The sequence below is a fragment of the Variovorax sp. FG153 genome, from assembly GCF_057809595.1.
Genome location: NZ_JBMDKG010000032.1, coordinates 73,212 through 94,586, shown reverse-complemented (window position 1 = coordinate 94,586; position 21,375 = coordinate 73,212). Strand labels below are relative to the sequence as shown.

Here is a 21,375-nt window from a genome sequence, read left to right as displayed (position 1 = left end):
TAGGTGCCGGCCGCCACGAACACCAGCTTGCGCCGATCCACCCACAGGTTCAGGTTGTTGAGGTTCTTGCTGTCGCGGTTGATCGGCGCATCGCGCTGCTCGTTGCCCTGCGCGTTGATCAGGATGTTGTTGCTCTCCATCGAGACCTTGACGCCCACCGCACCCGAGACATCGAGCTGGGCGCCCTGGCCCACCAGCGTGCGCTTCGGGGCCGCCACCACGATCTCGCCACCGGTCGCGAGGCTCAGCGACGAGCCCTGGAACTCCACCGTGCTGCCGCTCACGATCTCGATGCGCGAGAGATCGCGGCGATCGGCGATCGTGCTCAGGTTGTCGAACACGCCCGTGGCGTTGTTGACCGGCTGGCCGTCGACGAGCCTCAGTGCCGCATCGCGCTGGCTGTCCAGTGCCGTCGCGCTGTTCGTGTCGAGCAGGATGGCGGTGGTGCTGCCCTCCGCCACCGTGACCGTGCCCGTCTCGTCGCTCGCGCGGGTCGACAGGTGGATGGTGCCGCGCTTGGCCACCGTCGTGGTGGCGATCAGCACGCCCGCCTGCGTCACCGTGTGGCCGGTCAAGGTGATGTCGCCGGCGGGCGCGGTGATCAGGCCGGTGTTGACGACCGTTCCCGCGGTGCTGTCCGCATTGCGCGAGGCCGACACCTCATTGCCGGCCGTGGTCGAGCGCAGGTTGCCGTCGGTGCCCACGCCCTTGCGGATGGTGAAGCTGTCGCCCGCGGCGAGCACGGTCTGGCCCGAGGGCGTGTGGATCTGCCCGGCGTTGCGCACCTCGCTGCCCAGCAGCAGCACATAGCCGCCGCCCTGCGTGGCCGATGGCGGCGCCTGCGTGGCGATCTGCGCGCCGGCCTGCACCTCGACCTTGCCGGCCGCGCCCGTGAACGTGGGTGCCGTTCCATTGGCATCCACGTAGATGCCCTTCGTGCGGAACTGGTCGTCGGTGATGGTAGCCGCTGCCGCCACCAGGTTGCGTGTATCGGTCTGGCTGCTGCCGCTGAACACGATACCGTTGCGGTTCGCGATCAGCACCGTGCCGTCGGCCTTGATCCGGCCCTGGATCTGCGAGGGGCGCGCCTGCGGGTCGTTGACCTTGTTGAGCACCGCCCAGCTCGGGTCCTGCTTGAAGTCGACCGTGGTGTTGCGCCCGACGTTGAAGGTCTCCCAATTGAGGATCGCCTTGTCGCCGGTCTGCTGGATCGCGACGTTGGTGCGACCATCGACCTGCGATTGCACCGGCGCATTGGCGTTGAGCCAGCCGGCGGTGAGGCTGTTGGTGTCGACCTTGAGGCCGCCATCGGCCAGGCCATCGGGCACCGAGGGATCGTTGCCCGCGGCCAGCCGTGCGACCGCCTGTGCCGCCTGCTGCGCGGCGATGCCGCGTGCCGCGAGATTGAGGTTGTCGATCGAGCGGCTCAGTTGTTCGTTGGCGCGCTGCTGCTGGACCTGCGGACTGGTGAGCGTGGACGCAGGCAGGCCGTTGGGCAGACGGCCCGTCTGCATCGCATTGCCCTGGTTGAGGTTCTTCTGCGCCATCCAGCCCGTGCTGAAGGCACGCTGCGCCTGCGCGCCGCCGATGACGCTGCCCGCGGCCAGCACCAGCGCGATCGCCCGCGCCACCGGCACCAGCGCGAAGCCCTGGCTTCCTTCTCCCGTCGAATGTCGATTCCTGCTTGCGCGCCCGTGCGTGTTCATGTGGGTTCTGGTCCAAAAGATCGAGATCGACTGGCCGCGCGACTCCGATTCCTCTCGCGCGGCCGTCCGTGAACGTTGCGGCACAGGCGCTTCACGCGAGGCGGAGAGCGCCGGCCGATTCTTCTAGACGAGTGCCGATTCGCGAACCCGCAGCGAATCGATGTAAATCTTCTTCTGACGCCGAAGCTCCGCGCGCGCGGCCATGACCCGCGCTCGCTGTCTCAACTCAACAGCAGGAGCCCCGCGGGCAGCGACCTCGCGCTGAGGTCGAAGCTGCGCTGGATCTGCAGCAGCGCGGTCTCGATGTCCACGATCCGGATGCGGGCCGTGACGGTCTTGTCGCGCACCGCATCGCCGACCAGCACCACGCGCCCCGGCCTGTAGCGATTGATCTCGTCGAGCACGGCGGGCAGCGGCGCCTGCGTGAACACCATCTCGCCGCGCCGCCAGGCCAGCGCGCCGTCGACATCGGCGGCGGCGATCTCGCTGATGCTGCGGCTGTCGTACACCGCGAGCTGGCGGCGCTGGAGCTGGCGCTGGCCCGCGGGGTGTTCGATGAGCACCTGTCCCTGCAGGCAGGTGATGCGCGTGCGTCCGTCGAGGTATCGCACCTCGAACTCGGCCGCCTGCGCGCTCACGCGCCCCACCCCGGCGGTCATGCGGAAGAACTGCTGCGCGCTGGAGACGTCGACCTGTGCCTCCCCTTCCAGCAACTCCAGCCCCGCCGTTTGCGGCGAATCGCCGGTGCGGCGCAGGCTCGTGCGCGTGTTCATCGCGACGGCCACGCGCTCGTCGATCCGGACCTCGCGCTGCTCGCCCACCGCCGTGCGGTAGTCGGCATCCCATTGCGGAGCCGCCGGCCACAGGCCGAACGGCGAGTAGGCCGCGATCCCCGCGGCGGTGGCGCCGCCGATCGCCGTGCCAAGGAATGCGCGCCGGCCGACGCGCGGCCGATGCAGCGCCTTGCGGTGGTATTGGGCCACCGCGGGATTGCTGTGGAGGACGCCGCCGACGGCCGATTCCAGCAGGCGCCATTGGTGCGCCGCTTCCTGGAACGCCGACTGGTGCAGCGGATCGGCATCGCGCCAGCGCCTGAACGCCTCGGCCTCCCATTCGCTGACGCGCCCGGACGTAAGCTTGCGCACCCAGGCCTGCGCGTCCTTGAGCACATCGGGCAGCTTGCTGCAATCGTCGGAGGTGGTCATTGTTTCGTTCTCGCGGCCTTTTCGAGGCACCGGGACGGTCGAACGCGGCATCGATGTTCGCTCCCAACCTATAGACGATTGGCGAGGACCAAACCCGCGAAAAAATCTCGCATCCCTGTCAAGAAACTCTGTTATGGGTCGCGCCGAAGGCGCTCGGCGCAGTGCTCCTGGGCGGCCTTGAGCTCGCTTTCGACGGTCCGCAGCGAGATGCCGAGACGTTGGGCCACCTCGCGCTGCGGCCAATGTTCCCAGCGCACCAGGATCAGAATCTCGCGCCGGCGCGCGGGCATTTCGTCCACCGCGGCCTTCAGCCGCTCCAGCTCGGAGCGTCCTTCCGCGATGCGCGCCGGACCCGGCGCCGGGTCCGGAATCGCGAGCATGAGTTCCTGCACGTCCTCGGCCGACAGCATGCGGCTCTGGCTGCGCCGGATATCGATCGCGAGGTTGACGCCCATGCGCACCAGGTAGGCCTGCGGATTGGCGATCGGCCCCGCGATCTCGCTGTCGCGGTGCAGCCGCAGCCACACCTCGTGCAGCGTGTCGCCCGCCAGCTCCGGACTGCCCAGGTGGATCGAGAGGCTGTTCTTGATCTGGTTGTAGCACTGCACCAGCGCGCCACGAAGCATCGGAAGCACGCTGTCAGTCACGCGCGCCCTCCGTTTCGCAGGGCATGCCCGCCACGCGGTCCCGGGGCAGGATCACCAGCACCAGCGGCTGGCGAAGATCCGCGGGCGGCGCGTGCTCCATGCGCAGTCCGCCCAGCGCGCCGAGCAAGGCAGCGTCGCGCACGACATTGCCGGTCGAACGGACCAGATGCGGAAACAGCTGGCCCTCGCGATCGAGTTGCAGCCGCAACAGGGCGCGGTAGTCGCCGGGAATGGTGCGCGGATCGGCGCACAGCGCCTCGAAGACCCGCGCCTGGACCAGACCGTCGTAGCGGCGATCCAGCGCCGGGGCCTTCGGCGCGTCTTCGACCGGGCTCGCCGGAATCCGGCGCAGCACGAAAGCGCCATTGAGCTGAGGATCTGAATCGTCGGCGGCCAGCCCGGTGCCGGCCAGCAGGGCTTCGAGCGCCACGCGCGCCGGAAGGCGGCCCCTGATGGCCGCCGATGCACGGCCCGAGACCAGGGCATCGCTGAACAGCACGGTCTGGTCCGCCGTCACGGCATAGCGCTGCAACGCCGTGGCAAGCGGCTGGGCGGCAATGTCGAATTCAAGCAGACGCGACCGAGTCCTCTGGTCTTTATCGCCGGTAGCAGAAGCCAAAGCCGGTACCGAGGACATCCAAGCAGCGAGGGCGCAAATTGCGGCGCCATAGATCAGTGCCCGGACGATGTGGTGCATAACCGCCCACGCGTAACCAACCACTGGCCGGGGGGACTTTGCCAGCCAACTCCAAGACGCAGATCTGGGAGCAAGGAAACATTGGACTGGGTCAGCACGGTAACGAACACCCCATGAAACTGGGTGATCATCTCTTCTCGAAATGGCATTCTTGTGACAACAAGTGCTCAGCCCGCCAGCCGAGACCCGTGATCCAAAGGGGAGGAGCGCGACGAACACGCAAGCGAATTCGCGCGACGCACGTGACCCTGTCCCAGGTTTCCGTACCGTTCAGTAACAGAACGACCGGCATGATGAAGGCCCGAATCGGGCCAGGAGCATGTCGTGAAGAAGAGCAAGTTCACTGAGGATCAGATTGCCTTTGCGCTCAAGCAGGCGGAACTGGGCACCAGCGTCGAGGAGGTGTGCCGCAAGATGGGCATAAGCGATGCGACCTTCTATGTGTGGCGCAAGAAGTACGCAGGCGTGGGGCCATCGGAGCTGCGTCGGCTGCGCCAACTCGAAGAAGAGAACCGCAAGCTCAAGCAGATCGTGGCCGACCTGAGCCTGGACAAGGCGATGCTGCAGGCGGTGGTCGCAAAAAAGCTCTGAGGCCTTCGCAGCGCCGGGCGTTGGTGCCCGAATTGATGCAGCGTTTTGGATGCAGCCAGCGCAATGCCCTGCGCGTGGTGAAGATGTCGGCCTCGACCTACCTGTACAAGCCTGTCAAGAAGGACGAGTCGGCGCTGAAGATGCGCATCAAGGAGATCACCGACACGCGAGTGCACTACGGCTACCGCCGGGTGCACGTTCTGCTGCGCCGCGAAGGTCATACCGACAACGTCAAGCGGATCTATCGCTTGTACAGGGAAGAAGGGCTGTCGCTGCGGCTGAAGCGCCCGCGGCGCAACAAGGCCGCCAAGCTGCGCCAGCCCAAGCAATTGGCTCACGCCATCAACGAGATCTGGAGCATGGATTTCGTGGCCGACGCGCTGTTCGACGGGCGCAAGCTGCGCATGTTGACGGTGGTGGATCTGTTCACGCGCGAGTGCCTGGCCATCGAGGTCGGCCAGGGCCTCAAGGGAGAAGACGTCGTGCGCACGCTCAATGGCATCACTGCGCAGCGCGGCCTGCCGCGCACGATCAAGACTGACAACGGCAGCGAGTTCATCTCCAAGGTGATGGACAAATGGGCCTATGAGCGCGGTGTGGAACTCGACTTCAGCCGGCCAGGCAAGCCCACCGACAACGCCGCCGTGGAGAGCTTCAATGGCCGACTGCGCCAGGAGTGCCTGAACGCGCACTGGTTCTTGTCATTGGCCGACGCGCAGGCCAAGATCGGGGCTTGGCGCCAGGACTACAACGAGAGTCGCCCCCACTCTGCGCTGGGGTGGGCGACACCTGCCGATTTCGCCCGCCGTTGCTGCCTGCAGGTAGCAACGGCGATGTCAGAGGAGCCGGAAGTTTCTACTTCAGGGCGGTACTGATTCGGGTACAGGGTCAGGAGCCGGAAGTTTCTACTTCAGGGCGGTACTGATTCGGGTACAGGGTCACACGTCTCGCCTCAGCTCTACGAGCACAGCCCGCGCGTACTACGACGGATGCAGGGAGGTTCCGCCCACTGCTGATGCCGCAGAGTCAGGGCCGCCCAGGGATGCCGTTGCAATCAGCGGGGTTGCCGAAAGCCAAACCGTTGCCATCTGAGCCTTCGAGGAAGGCCTCCTTAATGGCCGTCCTCCATGGAGTGAACATCAAGACGAAGTTATGGTCGAAGATGGTGCGGCTATATGCTCCAACCACCATCAATTTGGTTAGAAAGTCTTTGATTGCCGCTCCCTTGGTTCCAGGACCGAAACCGCCGGCGTAGCACTGACTGAAGAGCAAATTGGTTGTGCCCCAGATCGGGTAGTAGTTGATGGGTATCGAGTACGCGGGGACCCAGTTAAATGGGCTCTGACGAGCCGCGCCCGAGGGCGGTGAAGGCAGAGACAACCACGTTCCGACGATGGTTGGAAGCAGCCCATCGATCCTGGCGACATGATTATTAGTGACTCCCGTGTACAAGGGGTCGGGACTAATGTATCCCAACCGGTGCATTTGGTTTCCAGCGACCGCCCCCGACATGCCAGCATCGCCGTTGACGCCAACCCAGGCATCCGGAAAACCGTCAAAGTTCTGGTCCTCCTGTGCCGGCAGGGTGGTTGGCAATGCAGTGGCAACCATCGTCTTGAAGACATTAGATACGGTAAAAAACTTGCCAGCTGGCAGGAATGGCCCGCAAGCCGCATTCAGAAAGCGCGACAACAGGTAGGTTGCACCGCTGCCTGTGGGCTCACTGCGATACACGATTTGAATCCTGTTGGTGGAACCCACGCCACCGTCATCCGCAGCGGTCGTGATTTGGTTCCAAGTGCGCGAAGCCGGTGAGAATGAGAAGATACGGCAGACCTCTGCCGTGGTCAAATTCAAGGTCGTTATGCCAACTTCCTTATACGGTAGAACGACCGAGGTTGCTATCGCTGGGACCTGAATTAAGGGCCCCCAGGTTCCAGATTGCGAATACGTTGCCAGATCCGCGCTAGTTAGAGCTGTCTCACTACCAGAGAAACTTACCGTACTGCCAGTCAGAAAGGCAGCATGCTCCGAGCCACCGAGCGCTGGACCGTAACTCCAGCTGCCAACGATTGGATCGTTTGTAATCATATCTTGATACAGCAGCAACGGAAATGTTGATCCGGTTCCGTTCACCGTCTGCGCCAGCGCGGTGCTTGCGCTGCCGAAGAGCAAGGGCAACACCAGAAACGATAGCGCTTTGCATTTCTTAAATATCTTCTTCATTTATATTCTCCATCTTTTAGTGATAGGCAAGATCACAAAGTCATCCACCATGAGATCGACTCATCCATTTTTTAACAGATTGAAACTACTGAAAAAATTGAATTGGCCACGCCTAGTCCTGTCAAATAAGGAAAAAAGGCGAAATACGAAAACAGTTGGTCATGGCTCACGCCAATGAACTTACGGCCGACCTGCAATGCCGCTGCAATCAGCAGCGTTGCCGAGAGCCAGGCCGTTCCCATCGCTGCCGGTCAGAAAGGCATCGGTGATCGCCGTCTTCCACGTGGACGGCAACGGGACAAGGTTGTGGGCCGCGAGGGCAAGGTCGAACCCACCGCTGCTGAAGCCCGACAGATAGCTCTTGAACGACGCTCCCCTCGTTCCGGCGCCGAAACCGCCGAGGTAGCACTGACCGAGCAGCAGGTTGGTGGTACCCCAGATGGGATAGGCGCCGGCGGGTATCACGTAGCCGGGAACCCAGTTCAGCGGATTCAGGCGGTTCGAGCCCGAAGGAGGCGCCGGCAGCATCGCCTGGATCGCCGGGGCCGTCGGCATGAACCCGTTGACCCTGGCAACGTGGTCGTTGGTCGCGCTCGTGTAGGCCGGATCGGGGCTGATGTAACCCAGCCGGTGAAGCTGGCTGCTCGCGAGCGACATGCCCGCATCGCCCTGCACGCCGACCCAGGCATCGGGCAACCCATCGCCGTTGGCATCCTGGGTCGGGGTCAACGTGGGCAGCGCGGTCGCCACCATCGCCTGGAACCCGCTCGATACGGTGAAGAACTTGTTGACGGGCAGGTACGGGCCGCAGGCCGCGTTCAGGAAACGCGACAGCAGGTAAGTCGTGCCGCTGCCTGCAACTTCGTTGCGGTAGACCACCTGGATCGCGCTCGCGGGCCCGGCCGCGCCATCGTCGGCGGCGGTCGCGATCTGGTTCCAGTTGCGAGCCGCCGGGCTGAACGAGAAGATGCGGCAGAGCTCGGCGGTGGTGAGGTTGAGGGTCGTGACGCCGTTTTCCTTGTACGGCAGCAGCACCGCGCCTGCCGCCACGGGCACCTGGATCACGGAGCCCCAGATGGGAGCGTTCGTGTACGTCGCGAGAATCGATGAAGTCAATGGAGACTCACCGGCCGCGAGGCTCACGGAGGCATCCGTCAGGAACGCGGCATTTTCCGACGTGCCGACGGCCGGACTGTAGGTCCAGCCTGCCGGCATGAGGTCCATGTGCAGTGGCGCCGGAAACGTGGAGCCGCGCACGGTTGCCGCTTGCGCCGAGGCGCTGCCCATGGCCCCCAGAAACACGGACATGACCAGGGAAAGCATTGCGCTTTTCACGAGAAGATTCGTCATGGGATTTCCAGTCTTTTTCATCGAGGAACCGGAACTCGGCGTCGTCTCCCGACGCATCGGTTCACCCAGGCCCGAAAAGCAGGAGATCAAAAGCAGGAGGGCGAGACGAGTGCGTTTCAGCCCCCGTCTCGCCCCACTCCGTCACGGTGGATGAGTCACCGGCCATGCAAGGGCCAATGGCTCATCCAGGTCGTTGGCTCAAACCAACTTACGGGCGGCCAGCGATGCCGGCGCAGTCGGCGGCGTTGCCGAAGGCCAGGCCGTTGCCGTCCGAACCGGTCAGGAATGCCTCGGCGATGGCCGTGTTCCACGCGGCGGGCAGCTTCACGAAGCTGTGGCCGGTAGGGCTGGTGGGACGAGGACCGGAGATGTAGCTGTCGTAGGTGCCGTCGTTGAAGTTCTGCAGGAAGTTCTTGACCGCAGCGCCGCGGGTGCCTGCGGCGAAGCCGCCGGCGTAGCACTGAGCCAGCAGCAGTTGGGTGGTGCCGTAGATCGGATAGGCACCGGTCGGAACCGCGTAGGCGGGAACCCAGTTCAGGGGGTTGGTACGAGCCGCGCCCGACGGGGGAGCCGGCAGAGCCGCTTGGATGGAAGCGGCGGTCGGCAGCAGGCTGTTGATGCGCGACACCACGGCGTTGCTGTTGCCCGTGTACGTCGGATCGGGGCTCAGGTAGCCGAGACGGTGGTTGACGGCCACGGCGGACGACATGCCCGCGCTGTTCGTCACGGGAACCCACACGTCGGGGATGCCATCGCCGTTGGCGTCTTGCGCGGCGGTCGGCGTCGTGATGGCGCTGGCCACCACAGTGCGGAACTTGTTCGACACGGTGAAGGACTTGCCGGCGGGCAGGAACGGGCCGCAGGCCGCGTTCAGGAAACGCGACAGCAGTTCGGTCGTGCCGCTGCCAGCAGCTTCGTCGCGGAACACCACCTGGATCGCATTGGTGGTGCCTGCAACGCCTTCATCGGCGACGGTGGCGACCTGATTCCAGGTGCGTGCGGCGGGGCTGAACGAGAAGATGCGGCAGATATCGGCAGTGGTCAGGTTCAGGGTCGAGACCGTCGTGGCGGCCGTGCCGTTGTTTTCCTTGTAGGGCAGCAGCACGGGGGTGGCCACGGCCGGAACCTGGATGATCGGGCCCCAGGTCGCACCGTTCGTGTACGTGGCGATGTCAGCGCTGGTGAGAGCGGAGTCGCTGCCGGCGTAGTTGAAAGTGCTGCCGGTCAGGAAGTTCGTCTTGCCCGTACCGCTGCTGCTCGAGGTGTAGGTCCAGCTACCGAGGATCGGGCCATGGCCGGCGGCCGGATCCATGATGTCCTGGTACATCACCGCCGGCAGCGAAGCGCCACCACCGGTCACGGTCTGTGCCGAAGCGGCACCGGCCGCCATTGCCACTGCGGCCACCGCAGTCAGCGCCACAAGTTTGAAGTTCACGGATTTCATGTCGTTGCTCCTAAGCAAACAGAAAAATTGAAAAACCAAATCGAACGAATAAAACTTCTCGTGTCATTCGCCAACGACCAGGGCAACCGATCTAAGGGATCCGCGCATTGGTCTCTTGGCGACAAATGAATTCTGAAAAGAGACGGTGACGCGGCATTGAAGAAAGTCCGGAACACGGGCGAGAAAGCACCCCGGTGTTCCGATGGCCGGGTCGGACACGGATCGCGAAAGATCGGTGCGCCGACGCTCGAAGCGAGCGCCCGGGACACGCGCAAGCCGTTGATTTCGCGCGCGATTCCCGGCCTGAACGACACCTTCGTAACTGCATGGCACCTGGCTTGCGATAGGCCTGCTGCCCTCGCCGGGAGCGCGGTGTTCCCGAACATTCGCGAAGCGCACCCGAGTTCGGTCCGATGCGGTGCGATATCGGCGATCGCTCCTGCGCGAATTGGAGGGGACGGAAGCAATTCCGACATTGCAATGCAGCGCCCATCGACTCGAAGGAATCCTCGAATCGACGCTCACTGCACCATCTGATTGATCTCCATGATCGGCAGCAACACCGCCAGCACGATCAGCATCACCACGCCGCCCATGCCGAGGATCATCAGGGGCTCGAGCAAGGCGGTCAGGCGCGTGGCGCGACGCTCGAGGTCGCGCGAAAGATTGGCCGCGGCGCGATCGAGCATCGGCGCCAGCGCGCCGGTCTTCTCGCCGCTGGCGACCAGGTGGATCAGGTTCGAAGGGAAGACCTTCTGCACCTTGAGCGCGGCGGCGAGCGGCGCCCCTTCCCTCACGCGCGCGGTGGTGTCGGCCGCGCAGGCCTTGAGCCGCTCGTTGCCCATGGTCTGCCGCGCGGCATCGAGCGAACGCAGCAAGGGCACGCCCGCATCCATCAGGATGGCCAAGGTGGAAGCGAAGCGCGCCGTGTTGACGCCCAGTACGTACTTGCCGAGCATGGGGGTGCGCAGCAGCACGTCATGCCAGCGCAGCCGGAACGCATCGTCGCGCAGGCGCCAGCGAAAGAATCCGACCGCGCCCCCCACCGCGAGGCCGGTGAGCACACCCCATTCGCGCACGAAGGCGCTGGCGCCCAGCATCACCTGCGTGAGCATCGGCAGTTCCTGCCGCGCCTGCGAGAAGGCGCTGACCACCTGCGGCACCACGTAGCCGAGCAGGAAGATCACGATGCACACCGAGACGAAGGCCACGACCGCCGGATAGATGAAGGCCGTGAGCATCTTGCTCTGCAGGTTGTCGCGGCTCTCGAGGTAGTCCGCGAGCCGTTCCATCACGCGCGCCAGGTCGCCCGAGTCCTCGCCGGCGCTCACCAGCGCGCGGTAGATCGCGGGAAAGTCGCGCGGCCGCTCGCCCAGCGCATCGGCCAGCCGCATGCCGCCGCGCACGTGGTTGCAGACGACGGTCAGCGACTCGGCCACCACCTTGTGTTCCGCCTGCTCGATGGTGGCCATCAAGGCCGATTCCAGCGGCAGGCGCGCGCTCAGCAGGCTCGCGAGTTCGCGCGTGGCCCAGCAGAGATCGGCCGCGCCGAGTTTCGGGCTGAACCAGGATTGGCCGCTGCCAGACCTCGTCTCCCGGACCTCGAGCGCGGTCAGGCCACGGTCGCGCAACTGGAGCCGGACCGCGCGCACGGACTCAGCATCCATCGCGCCGGATTGAACCTGGCCGGCCTGGTTGGCAGCCTCGAACTGGAAGCGCGGCATCGCCCTGCCCTAACCGTCCTCGCGCGTGACGCGCAGGATCTCGTCGGCGGTGCTGACGCCCGCCGCCACCCAGCGCTGGCCGTCCTCGCGCATGGTGCGCATGCCACTGCGGCGAGCGAGCTCGCGCATCGCATGCTCGTTGCCGCCGTCGTGGATGATCCGGCGCACCTCGTCGTCGATGACGAACAGCTCGTGGATGCCCGTGCGTCCCTTGAAGCCCGATTGATTGCAGTGGGCGCAGCCCACGGGCACCCAGCGCACGCTGCCGTCGGGCTGCGCCTCGGCGCGCTTGCACTGCGGGCACAGGCAGCGGATGAGCCGCTGCGCCAGCACGCCCAGCAGCGACGAGGACAGCAGGAAGGGCTCGATGCCCATGTCGGTCAGGCGCGTGACGGCCGAGATCGCATCGTTGGTATGCAGCGAGGCCAGCACGCCGTGCCCGGTGAGGGAGGACTGCACCGCGATCTGCGCGGTCTCGAGGTCGCGGATCTCGCCGATCATGATGTTGTCGGGGTCCTGGCGCAGCGCGGCGCGCAAGGCTGCCCCGAAGGTCATGCCGATCTTGCTGTGCACCGGAATCTGGTTGACGCCCGGCAGGTCGTACTCGACCGGGTCCTCCACCGAGAGGATGTTGCTCACGCTCTTGTCGAGCTGGCCCAGTGCCGCGTAGAGCGTGGTGGTCTTGCCGCTGCCGGTGGGGCCGGTCACGAGCACGATGCCGTGCGGCTGGCGGATCAGCTTCGTCAGCGTCTCGAGCGTGTCCGGAGCGAGGCCCAGCCGCTGCAATTGCAGGCGGCCCGCATCCTTCTCCAGCAGCCGCAGGACCGCGCGCTCGCCGTGCACGGTCGGCACGGTGGAGACCCGCACGTCGATCGGCCGGCCACCGACACGCAGGGTGATGCGGCCGTCCTGCGGGATACGCTTCTCCGCGATGTCGAGCTGCGACATGATCTTGATGCGAGAGATCAGCGCGGCATGCAGCTCCTTGCGCGGCGAGACCACGTCGCGCAAGGTGCCGTCGACGCGGTAGCGCACCACGGAGTGCGTCTCGAAGGCCTCGAAATGCACGTCGCTCGCGCCGTCGCGCGCCGCCTGCGCCAGCAGCGCGTTGATCATCCGGATCACCGGCGCGTCGTCCTGCGCATCGAGCAGGTCGGTGACGGCGGGCATGGACTGCATGAGCCGCTCGAGATCGACTTCCGACTCGGCCGCGCCCACCACGGCCGCGGCACTGCCCGTCTCGGCATAGCCCGCGGACAGCAGCGCGTCGATCTCCTCGTCCGGGACCTCGCGCCGCGCCTCGATGGCCGTCTGCCGCTGCGCCTCGGCCAGCGCCCAGCCCGGCGTGCGAACGCTGAAGACGATCTCCGCCACGTCGCCCTGGCGGCACGCGACGATGCGCTGGGCCCGGGCCCAGGTGTGCGGCAGCAGCGGCGTGGGTTGCGGCACGGCGCTCATCGGCATGTCCTCATGGCGCCACCACGATCTCCGGCCGGTAGCCGAGTTCGCGCAGCACGCCGGTGGCGGTATCGACCGAGCGCGCGTCGCGCGGCAGGTCCACGCGCACCGCGTAGCCGATGCCGCCTGGGCCGACGACGATGTACGCCGGCAGGCCGCTGATGCGCACCCGCCGCGCGACCTGCACGGCATCGTCCTGCCTCGGCACGTCGGCGATCTGCAGCACGCTCTTGTTGCTCTCGGAGCTGGCGTAGAGCACGGACGGGTCGCTGGTCACGCCGACGTTCGACGGGAGCTGGGAGCGCATCTCGGGCTCGTTCGACTCGCCTTGCGCGGGGCGCTGACGGACTTCGCTGCTGCTCTGCGTGGCGGGCGCGGGCAGCTCGCGGGTCTTGTCCCATTGCTCGGGGCGAAGGTCCAGCTTGGGCGACCGCCCGGCCACCGGCAGGTCGCTCGGCGGCAGGATCGAGGCCGCCATGTCGGGCAGCACCAGGTGCTTGCCGGGCTGCACCCGGCTCTGCTGGGTGCGCATGAAGTTGTAGCGGTCCTGGGTGAGGCCGCGCCCGGCGTTGGCGTCGCGGATGACATAGGGCCGCAGGAAGATCATCAGGTTGGTCTTCGCGCGCTGCCGCTTGTCGTAGCGGAACAGGTTGCCGAGGACCGGAATGCCCCCGATGCCCGGCACCGATTCGACCGTGGTGTTGACGCTGTCTTCCAGCAGGCCGCCGAGCACCATGATCTGGCCGTCGTCGAGCAGCACGCTGGTGTCCAGCGCCCGCTTGTTGGTGACCACGCCCGCGATGCCGGAGTTCTGGTCGTCGATGCTCGAGACCTCCTGGTAGATGTCGAGCTTGACCGTGCCGCCCTCGGAGATCTGCGGCCGGATCTTGAGCTGCAGCCCGATGTCCTCGCGCGTCACGGTCTGGAACGGGTTGTCCGAGCCGCCGCCGCCGGGCGTGATGTACTGGCCGCTGACGAAGGGCACGGTCTTGCCCACGATGATCGAGGCCGCCTCGTTGTCGAGCGTCATGATGTTCGGCGTCGAGAGGATGTTGGCGCCGCCCTTGGTCTGCAGCGCGCGCGCCAGCAACTGGAGGTTCAGGATCTCGGCCCCGCCAGGCAGCTTCACGGTGCCGTCGACGATGCCCAGGCTGATGCCCTGCGGCAGCCGGTCGATGGTGTTGGTCGCGCTGTTGTTGAGCGCCGCGCCGCCGCCCAGGTTGGTGCCGCCGAGGAAGCGGCCGTTGTTGCGCATCCACTGGATGCCGAGTTGCGCCGCATCCTGTTCGGTCACCTCCACGATCAGGCTCTCGACCAGCACCTGCGCGCGCCGCTGGTCCAGCGAGTCGATGACGCGCCGGATGCTGCGGTACATGGGCTCGGGCGCGGCAATGATGAGTGCGTTGGTGGTGGCATCGGCCTGCACGGTCACGCCGTTGGCCGAGAACGCGGTGCCGGTGGTGCCGGCGCCCGCGTTGCCCTGCTGCGATCCACCGGCGGCGCCACCGCCGGCCGCGCCGAAGCGGGTGCTGCCGCCGCTGCGGCTCCCACTGCCGCCGGCGCCGGTGCCGCCATTGGTGCCGGAACCGCCGGCGCCCGTGCGGTTCGCCGCGTCCGTGCCGGTCCCGGCACCGCCCACCATGCCGCCCGCGCCGAGCGTGGCGCGCACGTTGTCGCCGCCGCTGCCCAGTGCCGTGCCGCCCGAGTCGCCGGTGAGCAGCCCGCGCAGCACGCCCGAGAGATAGCTCGCGCGCGCATTGCGCAGATACACCACGTGAAGGTTGCCCGGATCGTCCTGCGCGTTGTCGAGCTTGGCGACCAGGTCGCGCGCGAGCGAGGTACGCGCGGGGCTGCTCGAACGGATGATCACGCTGTTGGAGCGCGGGTCGGCCAGCACCACGATGTCGCGCTTTCCCTCGCCGCTGCCGCCCTGCAGCAGCTCGTTGGCCAGCGCCGCGATGTCCACGGCCACGCCGTTGCGGACCTTGACCACGTCGGTGTCGAGCGAGGTCGGCGTGTCGATGCTCTCGACGATGCGCGCGATGCGCTCCAGGTTGTCGACGTAGTCGGTGATGACCAGCGTGTTGTTCGCCGGATAGGCGGTGATGCTGTTCTCGGGCGCGATCATCGGCTTGAGCACGGGGATCAGCGCCTCGGCGTTCTCGTAGGCCAGCCTGAAGGTGCGGGTCGCGATGCCGCCGCCCGGCGCGCTCGCGTTGACGGCGCCGCCCTGCAGCTTGGCGTCGGCGACCGGCACCACGCGGCTCACCTTGCCCACGTCCACGATGGTGAAGCCCCGCATGCGCAGGGCCGAGTTCAGCATGTCGTAGGCGGTGGCGGCCGGAATCTCGCCGTCGGACACCAGGGTGATCTGGCCCTTGACGCGCGGGTCCATGAGGAAATTCCGGCCCAGGAACTTCGACAGGGCCGAGATCACGGACTGGATGTCCGCGTCGACGAAGTTCATCGTCGCCCTGTCGTCGCTGCCGCGCGCGGGCATGACCGGCACCGGTGCGCGCCGCTCGGGGCCGGTCGAACGCGCGGCGCGCCCGGTGTTGGCGGAGGGGGCCGGCGCAACAGGCCTGGCCGATACCGGCGGCGGCGCGGGCGATACCGGTACCGCGCTCGCGGCGGCGGTGCTTGCCGCGCTCGGAACATAGGTGCCCTCGCGGAACAACGATTCGTCGGGCGCGGTCGTCGCGCATCCAGCCGCCGCCAGGCAGCACACCAGCGTGCAGCGCCTCCCGATCCGCCACGCGTGGGCATGCATCATGATCCCTTCCCCGATTGCTGTTGGGGGATCAGCGTCGCCTCGACGCCGAACCCGTTTCCATCGTCCGCCGGCCCCTTGCCGTCGGATCGCTGCAGCGTGACCTGCTGCACCTTCAGTCCCAGCGGCGCCGGCGCACCGAGCAGCCAGTCGGTCGCGCGCGACGAATCGCCGCCCGTGAATACCAGCCGCAGGGTCGCATCGACTTCCCGCAATTCGTAGGCTCCGGCCAGGCCGGCGGCCTCCAGGCTGGCGCGCACGCGCTCGGCCGGTCCCAGCGACGAGTCGCCAGGCACCGCGCTCGCGTTCGTGTCGGCCAGCACCTCCTTCAACGCCGCGGCCTGCGAGCGCAGCTTGGGCAATGCCTCGTCCCAGTGCGCGAGCGTGTCGAGCGCGGGCTTCGTGAACGCCAGCCAGACGAGCGCCGCCAGCACGACGGCCACCATCGCCGCGACCTGCAGGCGTTCGCGCGGCGAGAACCCCTGCCAGAGGCCTTGGGCACGCGCCACGAGCGGCAGCAGCAGGGCCCGGGGTCTTGCGAGCCAGGGGCGCCATGCCGTCCGCACCGCGGTCCAACGCGCGTTCATCTCGATGCCCCCGCCGCGCTGGCGGCGCGCGGCTCGACCGCGCCCGCCTGGATGCGCAGGCCGCCCGGCTCGGCCGCCAGCGCAAGGCCATGTTGCAGCGCCCTGTCCTGCAGCGACTTCATCTCGTCCGCGCTCGGCGCGGCGCCGTCACGCCATCGGACCTCGAGCCGGTCGTCGCGGAATTCCAGGCGCTGCACCTGGCCCTTCGCCTGTGTCAGCAGGCCGGTGGAAGCCCGCATCAGCGCGGCGAAGCTTCCCGCCTCGGGGCTGCCCGCGGCCGCTCCGGCGCGTCGCGCATCGCGCAACTGGCGTGCCTGCTGCAGCGGGTTGAGGATGACCGGCACTTCGGGATAGGCCGCCTTGACCTGGGCCGCCATCTGCCGCGTCAGCGTCTGGCCCTGCGCGGCGATCCGCGCGGCGTAGAGGTTGAGGCCCACGAGCCAGACCGCGAGGGCCGCCGCGGTCCAGCCGGCGAGCGGAAGCAGCCAGGGGCGTCGAGTGCCGGCCTGCGCCGCATGGCCCACGGGCAATGACCAGCGCCATCCGCTGCCGCCCATCGACTGCCCATCTTCCGCGGGCGTATCGGCCGCCAGCAGACGCAGCGGCCGCGCTTCGGGAAGATGCGGCGTCACTCTGGCCTCGATCTGCGCAGCGTCGACGCGGCCCTGCGGAAGCGGACGGGCGATGCCCTCTTCCACGCCCGTGCGCGCGATCACCCAATCGTCGACGATCGTTGCGGCGACCGCGTCGTCGAGCCCGTCCTCGGGGGCTGGCAGGAACGCGGGAGGAGGCAGTACCGCATTCACGACCACGCCATGGTCCTTCAGCGCCTGCACGAGCCGCGCGAGGACATGGGCGCCCATCCAGGCCACCGGCACCCGCCCCTCGGCATTGCGCGCCCCGAAGCCCACCGCGAGATCGCTCGCCGGGCCCAGCGCCAGCAACTCGATGGCCCCGAGCACCGCGATGCGCTGGCGCCTGGGCGCGAGCGGCGGTAGCTCGACCTGCGCCATCGAGACATCGGCCGGATGCAGGCAGGCCTCGACATGCCTGGGCTGGAAGCGGCGGGCCACCGCCGGCAGGCCGTCGAGCAGCTCGGCCTGCCAGGCACCCTCGCCCGATCGCCAGGCGCATCGCAAGGGCGAGGACTCGAGGTCCCGTGCGCGCGGCAGCATCAGCCGAAGGGTATCGACGCGCCTCATCTCATGCCCCTTCCCTCAGCCACACCACGCGCGGGAGGCTCTCCTTGTCGTCGTGCACGAGCGCCTGCATCAGCAACGTGGTGCGCGGCACCCGCAGCGCGCTCGACACGCGGAACCAATAGCTGGAGATGCCCACGCGCAGGCGGCGGCCGGCGAACTCCGGCATCTGCAGCCTGTTCGCGAAGTCCGCGCGGTTGATGAACCACTGGCCCTCGTCGCGCGTGCGCACCAGGGCCCGGGCACGATCGAGCGACAGGCCGGGAACCCAGGCCGCCAGCACCTCGGCCGTGGCCGTGTTGATGTTGATCCAGGTGCGTTGCGGCAGCACTGTGACGTAGGGCTTCAGGCGCGCGACGGTGTCGGCGCTCAGGCCCGGCGTGCCGAGCAGGTCCTCGAGCACGCGCAGGCGCGGCGCCTGTTCCCGCAGGGGCAGGTTCTCGATCCCGAGCCGTTGCGCGAGGCTCTCCGCCGCAGCCGCGTCCTCGGGCGCGTGATTTGTGGGCGGCTGTGCTTCGACCAGGCTGAAGATCACGCGCCGGGCGACGCGGCCCGCCTGCTCCGGCGACACGCCGGCCAGCGCGCACAACCGCAGGAAAGCCGTGCTCTCGGCGATGTCAATCCGGCCGGCGTCCATGAGATTGCGCAGGTTGAACTTGGCCTGCTCGTCGGCGATCTCGGTGAACACCAGCGCCGGCGCGCCTTCGAGTTCGCCGAGGTCCTCCCCGTTGACCGGCCGGCTCCAGAGGCCGTCGGGCCGCGTGGCGGGATCGCGCTGGGCCTCCATGCGCAGCACGCGTTGCGCGCGGGAGATTTCGCTGCGCAGCAGCCATGACGCCTGCGCGCGGGTCTGCTCCGTCTGCGCGGCCCGGATGACCGCGCTCTGCCTGCCGAGCAGCGCCGCGGCAAGCACCGCGATCACGGCCACCACCAGCAGCACGCTGACGACGGCCATCCCCTTCGCGGGATGGCGCGGTTCGGCGCGGCAAGGTCTCTTCGCGCCCGAAGGGCGCATCGCGGGAGCACGCATGGCCGCGCCTAGAGCTGCCAGGAGCCGATGTCCGCGTTGGCCTTCTCTCCGCCGGGCTCGCCGTCCGCTCCGAGCGAGAACAGGTCGATCTCGCCGTTGGTGCCGGGGTTGAGGTACTGGTACGGCTTGCCCCAGGGGTCGTTCGGAAGCCGCTCGAGGTAGTTGCGCCAGTTCGAGGGGATCTTGCCGGCGGTGGGCTTCTCCACCAGCGCGCGCAGCCCCTGGCTGGCGGACGGATATTCGCCGTTGTCGAGCCGGTAGAGCTTGAGCGCCTGCATGATCGAGCCGACGTCCTGCCGGGCCGCCGTGGCCCGCGCCTGGTCCGGGCGCGCCATCAGGTTGGGCACGATCAGCGCGGCCAGCACGCCCATGATGACCAGCACCACCATCAGCTCGATCAGCGTGAACGCCTGCTGCTGCCACGGCCTCGGGTGCTTCTGTGCGAGGTTCCCTGAAGCCATGTTGCGCTCTCCAAAATCAGTGCCGGGTAAGGCTGGAAATGATCGCAAGCCTGCGTGTCAGCTTGATGGTGCAAGTTCGGGAGGATTCGCGTCGGCGCTGGCCGGTGCGCGGCGTTCCGGCGCGCTGCATGCGGAATCCACCCGAGCATCGATCACGAATCTGTCATCTGCCGAAGGCCGTCTCGATCGCCCGCGCGATCCGCTTCAGCCGCTCAGCGTGCGTTCGTCGCGCTCGCGCGGCGCACGCTCCCGCAGGCTGGCCGGCGGCAGCCGCGGCGCGTCGTCGCGGTGCGCCATCAGCGCGTGCAGCAGGCCCCGGTTGATCTTGAATTCCTCCGTGTCCGTGCTCAGCAGGGCATCGCTGGTCAGGCAGCGGTGCACGATGTCGATCACGCGCGGATGCGCGCTTGCGATGTTGATGTCGTGGGCAAAGGCCTGAAGCTCGGGCAGCGGCTCCGAGCGCAGCATGTAGCCCACGAACCAGCGCCACAGCATGTTGTAGCGCAGCCCCTCGCACACGCCCTTCGGATCGGCCAGCGAGTAGGCGATCTGCAGCAGCCATGCGCGCGTGATCATGCGCGCGTCCATGCCGCTTCGGCACTGCAGCGTGATCTCGTTCATCAGCACGCCTTCGTAGGCCAGGATGCTGTCGACCACTTCCTTCAGCGCCACGAGCGGATGGTTCTCGGGAACGAAGGACTTCAGGTAGTCGACCTCCATCCACAGCGGATGCGACACGATCCAGACCCAGGGCACGCCATAGCGGTCGATGGGAACCGGATTCCTCCTGGCGATCTCCACGTGCCTGGAAAGCTCCTTGTCCAGTGTCTGCATCGAGACGCTCTTGACCGAATCAAGCGCGTCGTTGGATCTGGGTTTGTCTTTCTTCATTCATGTCCTCCATCCGCCTCGCACGTGGACGCGCCACGCGCCGCGCGCGCTCCGGCCACGGCACAGGCCACAACCTTCTAGACGAGTTTCGGCCCGCAAACCCGCAGCCGAAGTCTCGAATGCCTTTCGTTCCGTGACGCTCGTGTTCCGTCGAGGCGTGACATGCGCCACAACGCTGCCGCGTCCTCGCGCGAAAGCATCGCGATGCAATGCGAAAGTTCGTGCATCGTCGATGTGCGTGTCTGGCGCGAACGCCGTCCGCGCGCGCTCAAGGCTTTCGAACGATGCCCGGTGGTCCGCGCTCGGGCAGCGTCGGCGCGGCGAAGCGGGACAGCACACCGTCGTGGCTGATCGTGACCGCATCGGATGCGATCGACGCGAGGATCACGTTGCGCAGCAGCGTCTCGCCCGCGACGAAAGCCCGGGGCGGCGCGCCGTTGATCGCGAGCACGGCCACCGCGCGCTCACGCCGGTACATGAGGCCGATCACGTTGACATCGACGCGCACCTGGCCCGGGCCGAGCCAGGCCGCCACGACCTGCGTGGCGGGGTCCGTCGGAAGCACCGTGGCCGCTTTCTCGACCGGTGCGGCGGCGGGACGCAGTTGCTGCAGCCTGTAGCCCCAGAAGCCGGCGGCCGCGACGACCGCGGCCAGTCCTGCCGCGTGCATCGCGCTCGCCGGCGGTACGGGGATCGACCATTTCCATCGTGCGTGCATCCCGCGGCTCCCTTGCGAATTCGTGTGCCGGAAGACCGCGTGCCGCGCGCTCCCGGAAAGAGAGCCAGTGATAACAGAGGCATGTTGGAGATTCATGTCAACGCCACATTCGATGCCTAGGATGGCGCGCTCACCGCAGAGGAGTTGCCGTCTTCCATGCCACGACGGATCGCCCCATGAGTACTTCCTTCCGCCAGCGCGGCCTCTCCCTGATCGAGGTGATGATCGTGATGGTCATCATCGGCATCGCGACGGCCGCGATCTCGCTCAGCGCGGCGCCCGATCCGGCCGAACCGCTGAAGCTCGACGCGCGCGAACTCGCGCTGCGCCTGAGCACGGCGCAGCACGAGGTGCGCGCCGATGGGCGGGTGGTGGCCTGGGAGGCACGCGGCGATGGCTACCAGTTCGTGCGCGGCACCTGGACGAACGCGCCCGGCAGCGTCGTTCCCATGGTCTCCACCGCGGGCGAGCTCGATCGCTTCGCGCGCGACGAGGCACTGCGTCCCCGCCGATGGCGCGCGGGCATGGTCGAGGTGACGCCCGCATCGCCGTTGCTGCTGACCTCCGAATGGGTCGGCGCCCCGCTCTCGCTCAAGCTGCGCAGCGGTGCCTACACGGCGACCATCGTGCGCGACGCCACCGGCGCGTTCCGGGTGCAATGAGGCGCGGCC

Annotated in this window: 19 protein-coding genes; 3 read left to right on the top strand and 16 right to left on the bottom strand. The window is 67.3% G+C overall.

All coding sequences use genetic code 11. The features are described 5' to 3' along the window. The 4 genes from ACODT0_RS28500 to ACODT0_RS28485 all read right to left on the bottom strand — a co-directional run. Positions 1-1,706: two-partner secretion domain-containing protein (locus ACODT0_RS28500; protein WP_489042850.1), on the bottom strand; the 1,706-nt coding region annotated here is incomplete at its 3' end. A gap of 221 nt (positions 1,707-1,927) precedes the next feature. Next, positions 1,928-2,911 (bottom strand): FecR family protein, encoded by a 984-nt coding sequence (locus ACODT0_RS28495; RefSeq protein WP_057591904.1) that lies wholly within the window; start codon positions 2,909-2,911, stop codon positions 1,928-1,930. Positions 2,912-3,042: 131 nt separating this feature from the next. Then, positions 3,043-3,558, bottom strand: coding sequence for an RNA polymerase sigma factor (locus tag ACODT0_RS28490; RefSeq protein ID WP_172705288.1), 516 nt, complete (start codon positions 3,556-3,558; stop codon positions 3,043-3,045). Next, positions 3,551-4,255 carry an STN domain-containing protein gene (locus tag ACODT0_RS28485; protein ID WP_172705289.1) on the bottom strand — a complete coding sequence of 235 codons (705 nt, stop codon included), beginning with the start codon at positions 4,253-4,255 and terminating at the stop codon, positions 3,551-3,553. The genes ACODT0_RS28490 and ACODT0_RS28485 overlap by 8 nt, the downstream gene beginning before the upstream one ends. A 324-nt stretch (positions 4,256-4,579) precedes the next feature. Between ACODT0_RS28485 and ACODT0_RS28480 the strand changes: the two genes are divergently transcribed. Further along, a protein-coding gene (locus ACODT0_RS28480; protein ID WP_489042849.1) for an IS3 family transposase occupies positions 4,580-5,721 on the top strand; the annotation gives its coding sequence in 2 pieces (ribosomal slippage) (positions 4,580-4,832 and positions 4,832-5,721; 1,143 coding nt in all). Positions 5,722-5,872: 151 nt separating this feature from the next. Here the strand turns inward: ACODT0_RS28480 and ACODT0_RS28475 are convergent. From ACODT0_RS28475 to gspD, 6 genes are all read right to left on the bottom strand, one after another. Beyond that, positions 5,873-7,072, bottom strand: a complete 1,200-nt coding sequence (locus ACODT0_RS28475) for a type 2 periplasmic-binding domain-containing protein (RefSeq protein ID WP_082321727.1) — start codon at positions 7,070-7,072, stop codon at positions 5,873-5,875. Positions 7,073-7,252: 180 nt separating this feature from the next. After that, the gene (locus ACODT0_RS28470; RefSeq protein WP_296735736.1) at positions 7,253-8,422 is read right to left on the bottom strand and encodes a substrate-binding domain-containing protein; all 1,170 of its coding nucleotides are present in this window, start codon (positions 8,420-8,422) and stop codon (positions 7,253-7,255) included. 208 nt (positions 8,423-8,630) lie between these two features. After that, on the bottom strand, positions 8,631-9,866 hold the full coding sequence (locus tag ACODT0_RS28465) for a type 2 periplasmic-binding domain-containing protein (RefSeq protein ID WP_057598056.1): 1,236 nt from the start codon (positions 9,864-9,866) through the stop codon (positions 8,631-8,633). A 521-nt stretch (positions 9,867-10,387) separates the two neighbouring features. Continuing rightward, on the bottom strand, positions 10,388-11,590 hold the full coding sequence (gene gspF / locus ACODT0_RS28460; RefSeq protein WP_296735733.1) for a type II secretion system inner membrane protein GspF: 1,203 nt from the start codon (positions 11,588-11,590) through the stop codon (positions 10,388-10,390). A 9-nt stretch (positions 11,591-11,599) separates the two neighbouring features. Next, positions 11,600-13,048 (bottom strand): type II secretion system ATPase GspE, encoded by a 1,449-nt coding sequence (gspE, locus tag ACODT0_RS28455; RefSeq protein ID WP_057591932.1) that lies wholly within the window; start codon positions 13,046-13,048, stop codon positions 11,600-11,602. A 10-nt stretch (positions 13,049-13,058) separates the two neighbouring features. Next, positions 13,059-15,515 carry a type II secretion system secretin GspD gene (gspD, locus tag ACODT0_RS28450; RefSeq protein WP_296735729.1) on the bottom strand — a complete coding sequence of 819 codons (2,457 nt, stop codon included), beginning with the start codon at positions 15,513-15,515 and terminating at the stop codon, positions 13,059-13,061. Here gspD and ACODT0_RS28445 point away from each other — a divergent pair. Then, positions 15,493-15,708: a hypothetical protein gene (locus ACODT0_RS28445; RefSeq protein ID WP_057591898.1), complete on the top strand. Its 216-nt coding sequence runs from the start codon at positions 15,493-15,495 to the stop codon at positions 15,706-15,708. The genes gspD and ACODT0_RS28445 overlap by 23 nt on opposite strands. Positions 15,709-15,817: 109 nt before the next feature. On the opposite strand, the gene ACODT0_RS28440 is transcribed toward ACODT0_RS28445, so the two are convergent. The 6 genes from ACODT0_RS28440 to ACODT0_RS28415 all read right to left on the bottom strand — a co-directional run bounded on the left by ACODT0_RS28440 (position 15,818) and on the right by ACODT0_RS28415 (position 20,704). Next, positions 15,818-16,405 carry a type II secretion system protein M gene (locus ACODT0_RS28440; RefSeq protein ID WP_296735727.1) on the bottom strand — a complete coding sequence of 196 codons (588 nt, stop codon included), beginning with the start codon at positions 16,403-16,405 and terminating at the stop codon, positions 15,818-15,820. Further along, entirely contained in the window at positions 16,402-17,607 is a 1,206-nt protein-coding gene (gene gspL, locus ACODT0_RS28435) for a type II secretion system protein GspL (RefSeq protein WP_296735726.1), read from the bottom strand. Before gspL ends, ACODT0_RS28440 begins: the two co-directional genes overlap by 4 nt. A gap of 1 nt (position 17,608) precedes the next feature. Continuing rightward, complete coding sequence (gene gspK, locus ACODT0_RS28430) at positions 17,609-18,559, bottom strand: type II secretion system minor pseudopilin GspK (protein WP_296735724.1); 951 nt, start codon at positions 18,557-18,559, stop codon at positions 17,609-17,611. A gap of 83 nt (positions 18,560-18,642) precedes the next feature. Further along, the gene (gene gspG / locus ACODT0_RS28425; RefSeq protein WP_489042848.1) at positions 18,643-19,095 is read right to left on the bottom strand and encodes a type II secretion system major pseudopilin GspG; all 453 of its coding nucleotides are present in this window, start codon (positions 19,093-19,095) and stop codon (positions 18,643-18,645) included. A gap of 204 nt (positions 19,096-19,299) precedes the next feature. Then, positions 19,300-19,986, bottom strand: coding sequence for a transposase (locus ACODT0_RS28420; protein WP_296735723.1), 687 nt, complete (start codon positions 19,984-19,986; stop codon positions 19,300-19,302). Positions 19,987-20,254: 268 nt separating this feature from the next. Further along, positions 20,255-20,704, bottom strand: coding sequence for a hypothetical protein (locus tag ACODT0_RS28415; RefSeq protein WP_296735721.1), 450 nt, complete (start codon positions 20,702-20,704; stop codon positions 20,255-20,257). A 176-nt stretch (positions 20,705-20,880) separates the two neighbouring features. Here ACODT0_RS28415 and ACODT0_RS28410 point away from each other — a divergent pair, with 176 nt between their 5' ends. Further along, a complete protein-coding gene (locus ACODT0_RS28410; protein ID WP_296735720.1) occupies positions 20,881-21,366 on the top strand; it encodes a prepilin-type N-terminal cleavage/methylation domain-containing protein in 486 nt (161 codons plus the stop codon). The last annotated feature ends 9 nt before the right edge of the window (positions 21,367-21,375 follow it).

Bases quoted from the DNA above. Each gene is read 5' to 3' on its own strand.
- ACODT0_RS28495 (WP_057591904.1), bottom strand. From the start codon at position 2,911: ATGACCACCTCCGACGATTGCAGCAAGCTGCCCGATGTGCTCAAGGAC.
- ACODT0_RS28485 (WP_172705289.1), bottom strand. From the start codon at position 4,255: ATGCACCACATCGTCCGGGCACTGATCTATGGCGCCGCAATTTGCGCC.
- ACODT0_RS28475 (WP_082321727.1), bottom strand. From the start codon at position 7,072: ATGAAGAAGATATTTAAGAAATGCAAAGCGCTATCGTTTCTGGTGTTG.
- ACODT0_RS28470 (WP_296735736.1), bottom strand. From the start codon at position 8,422: ATGACGAATCTTCTCGTGAAAAGCGCAATGCTTTCCCTGGTCATGTCC.
- ACODT0_RS28465 (WP_057598056.1), bottom strand. From the start codon at position 9,866: ATGAAATCCGTGAACTTCAAACTTGTGGCGCTGACTGCGGTGGCCGCA.
- gspF (WP_296735733.1), bottom strand. From the start codon at position 11,590: ATGCCGCGCTTCCAGTTCGAGGCTGCCAACCAGGCCGGCCAGGTTCAA.
- gspE (WP_057591932.1), bottom strand. From the start codon at position 13,048: ATGAGCGCCGTGCCGCAACCCACGCCGCTGCTGCCGCACACCTGGGCC.
- ACODT0_RS28445 (WP_057591898.1), top strand. From the start codon at position 15,493: ATGTCCGCGTCGACGAAGTTCATCGTCGCCCTGTCGTCGCTGCCGCGC.
- gspD (WP_296735729.1), bottom strand. From the start codon at position 15,515: ATGAACTTCGTCGACGCGGACATCCAGTCCGTGATCTCGGCCCTGTCG.
- ACODT0_RS28440 (WP_296735727.1), bottom strand. From the start codon at position 16,405: ATGAACGCGCGTTGGACCGCGGTGCGGACGGCATGGCGCCCCTGGCTC.
- gspL (WP_296735726.1), bottom strand. From the start codon at position 17,607: ATGAGGCGCGTCGATACCCTTCGGCTGATGCTGCCGCGCGCACGGGAC.
- gspK (WP_296735724.1), bottom strand. From the start codon at position 18,559: ATGGCCGTCGTCAGCGTGCTGCTGGTGGTGGCCGTGATCGCGGTGCTT.
- gspG (WP_489042848.1), bottom strand. From the start codon at position 19,095: ATGGCTTCAGGGAACCTCGCACAGAAGCACCCGAGGCCGTGGCAGCAG.
- ACODT0_RS28420 (WP_296735723.1), bottom strand. From the start codon at position 19,986: ATGAAGAAAGACAAACCCAGATCCAACGACGCGCTTGATTCGGTCAAG.
- ACODT0_RS28415 (WP_296735721.1), bottom strand. From the start codon at position 20,704: ATGCACGCACGATGGAAATGGTCGATCCCCGTACCGCCGGCGAGCGCG.
- ACODT0_RS28410 (WP_296735720.1), top strand. From the start codon at position 20,881: ATGAGTACTTCCTTCCGCCAGCGCGGCCTCTCCCTGATCGAGGTGATG.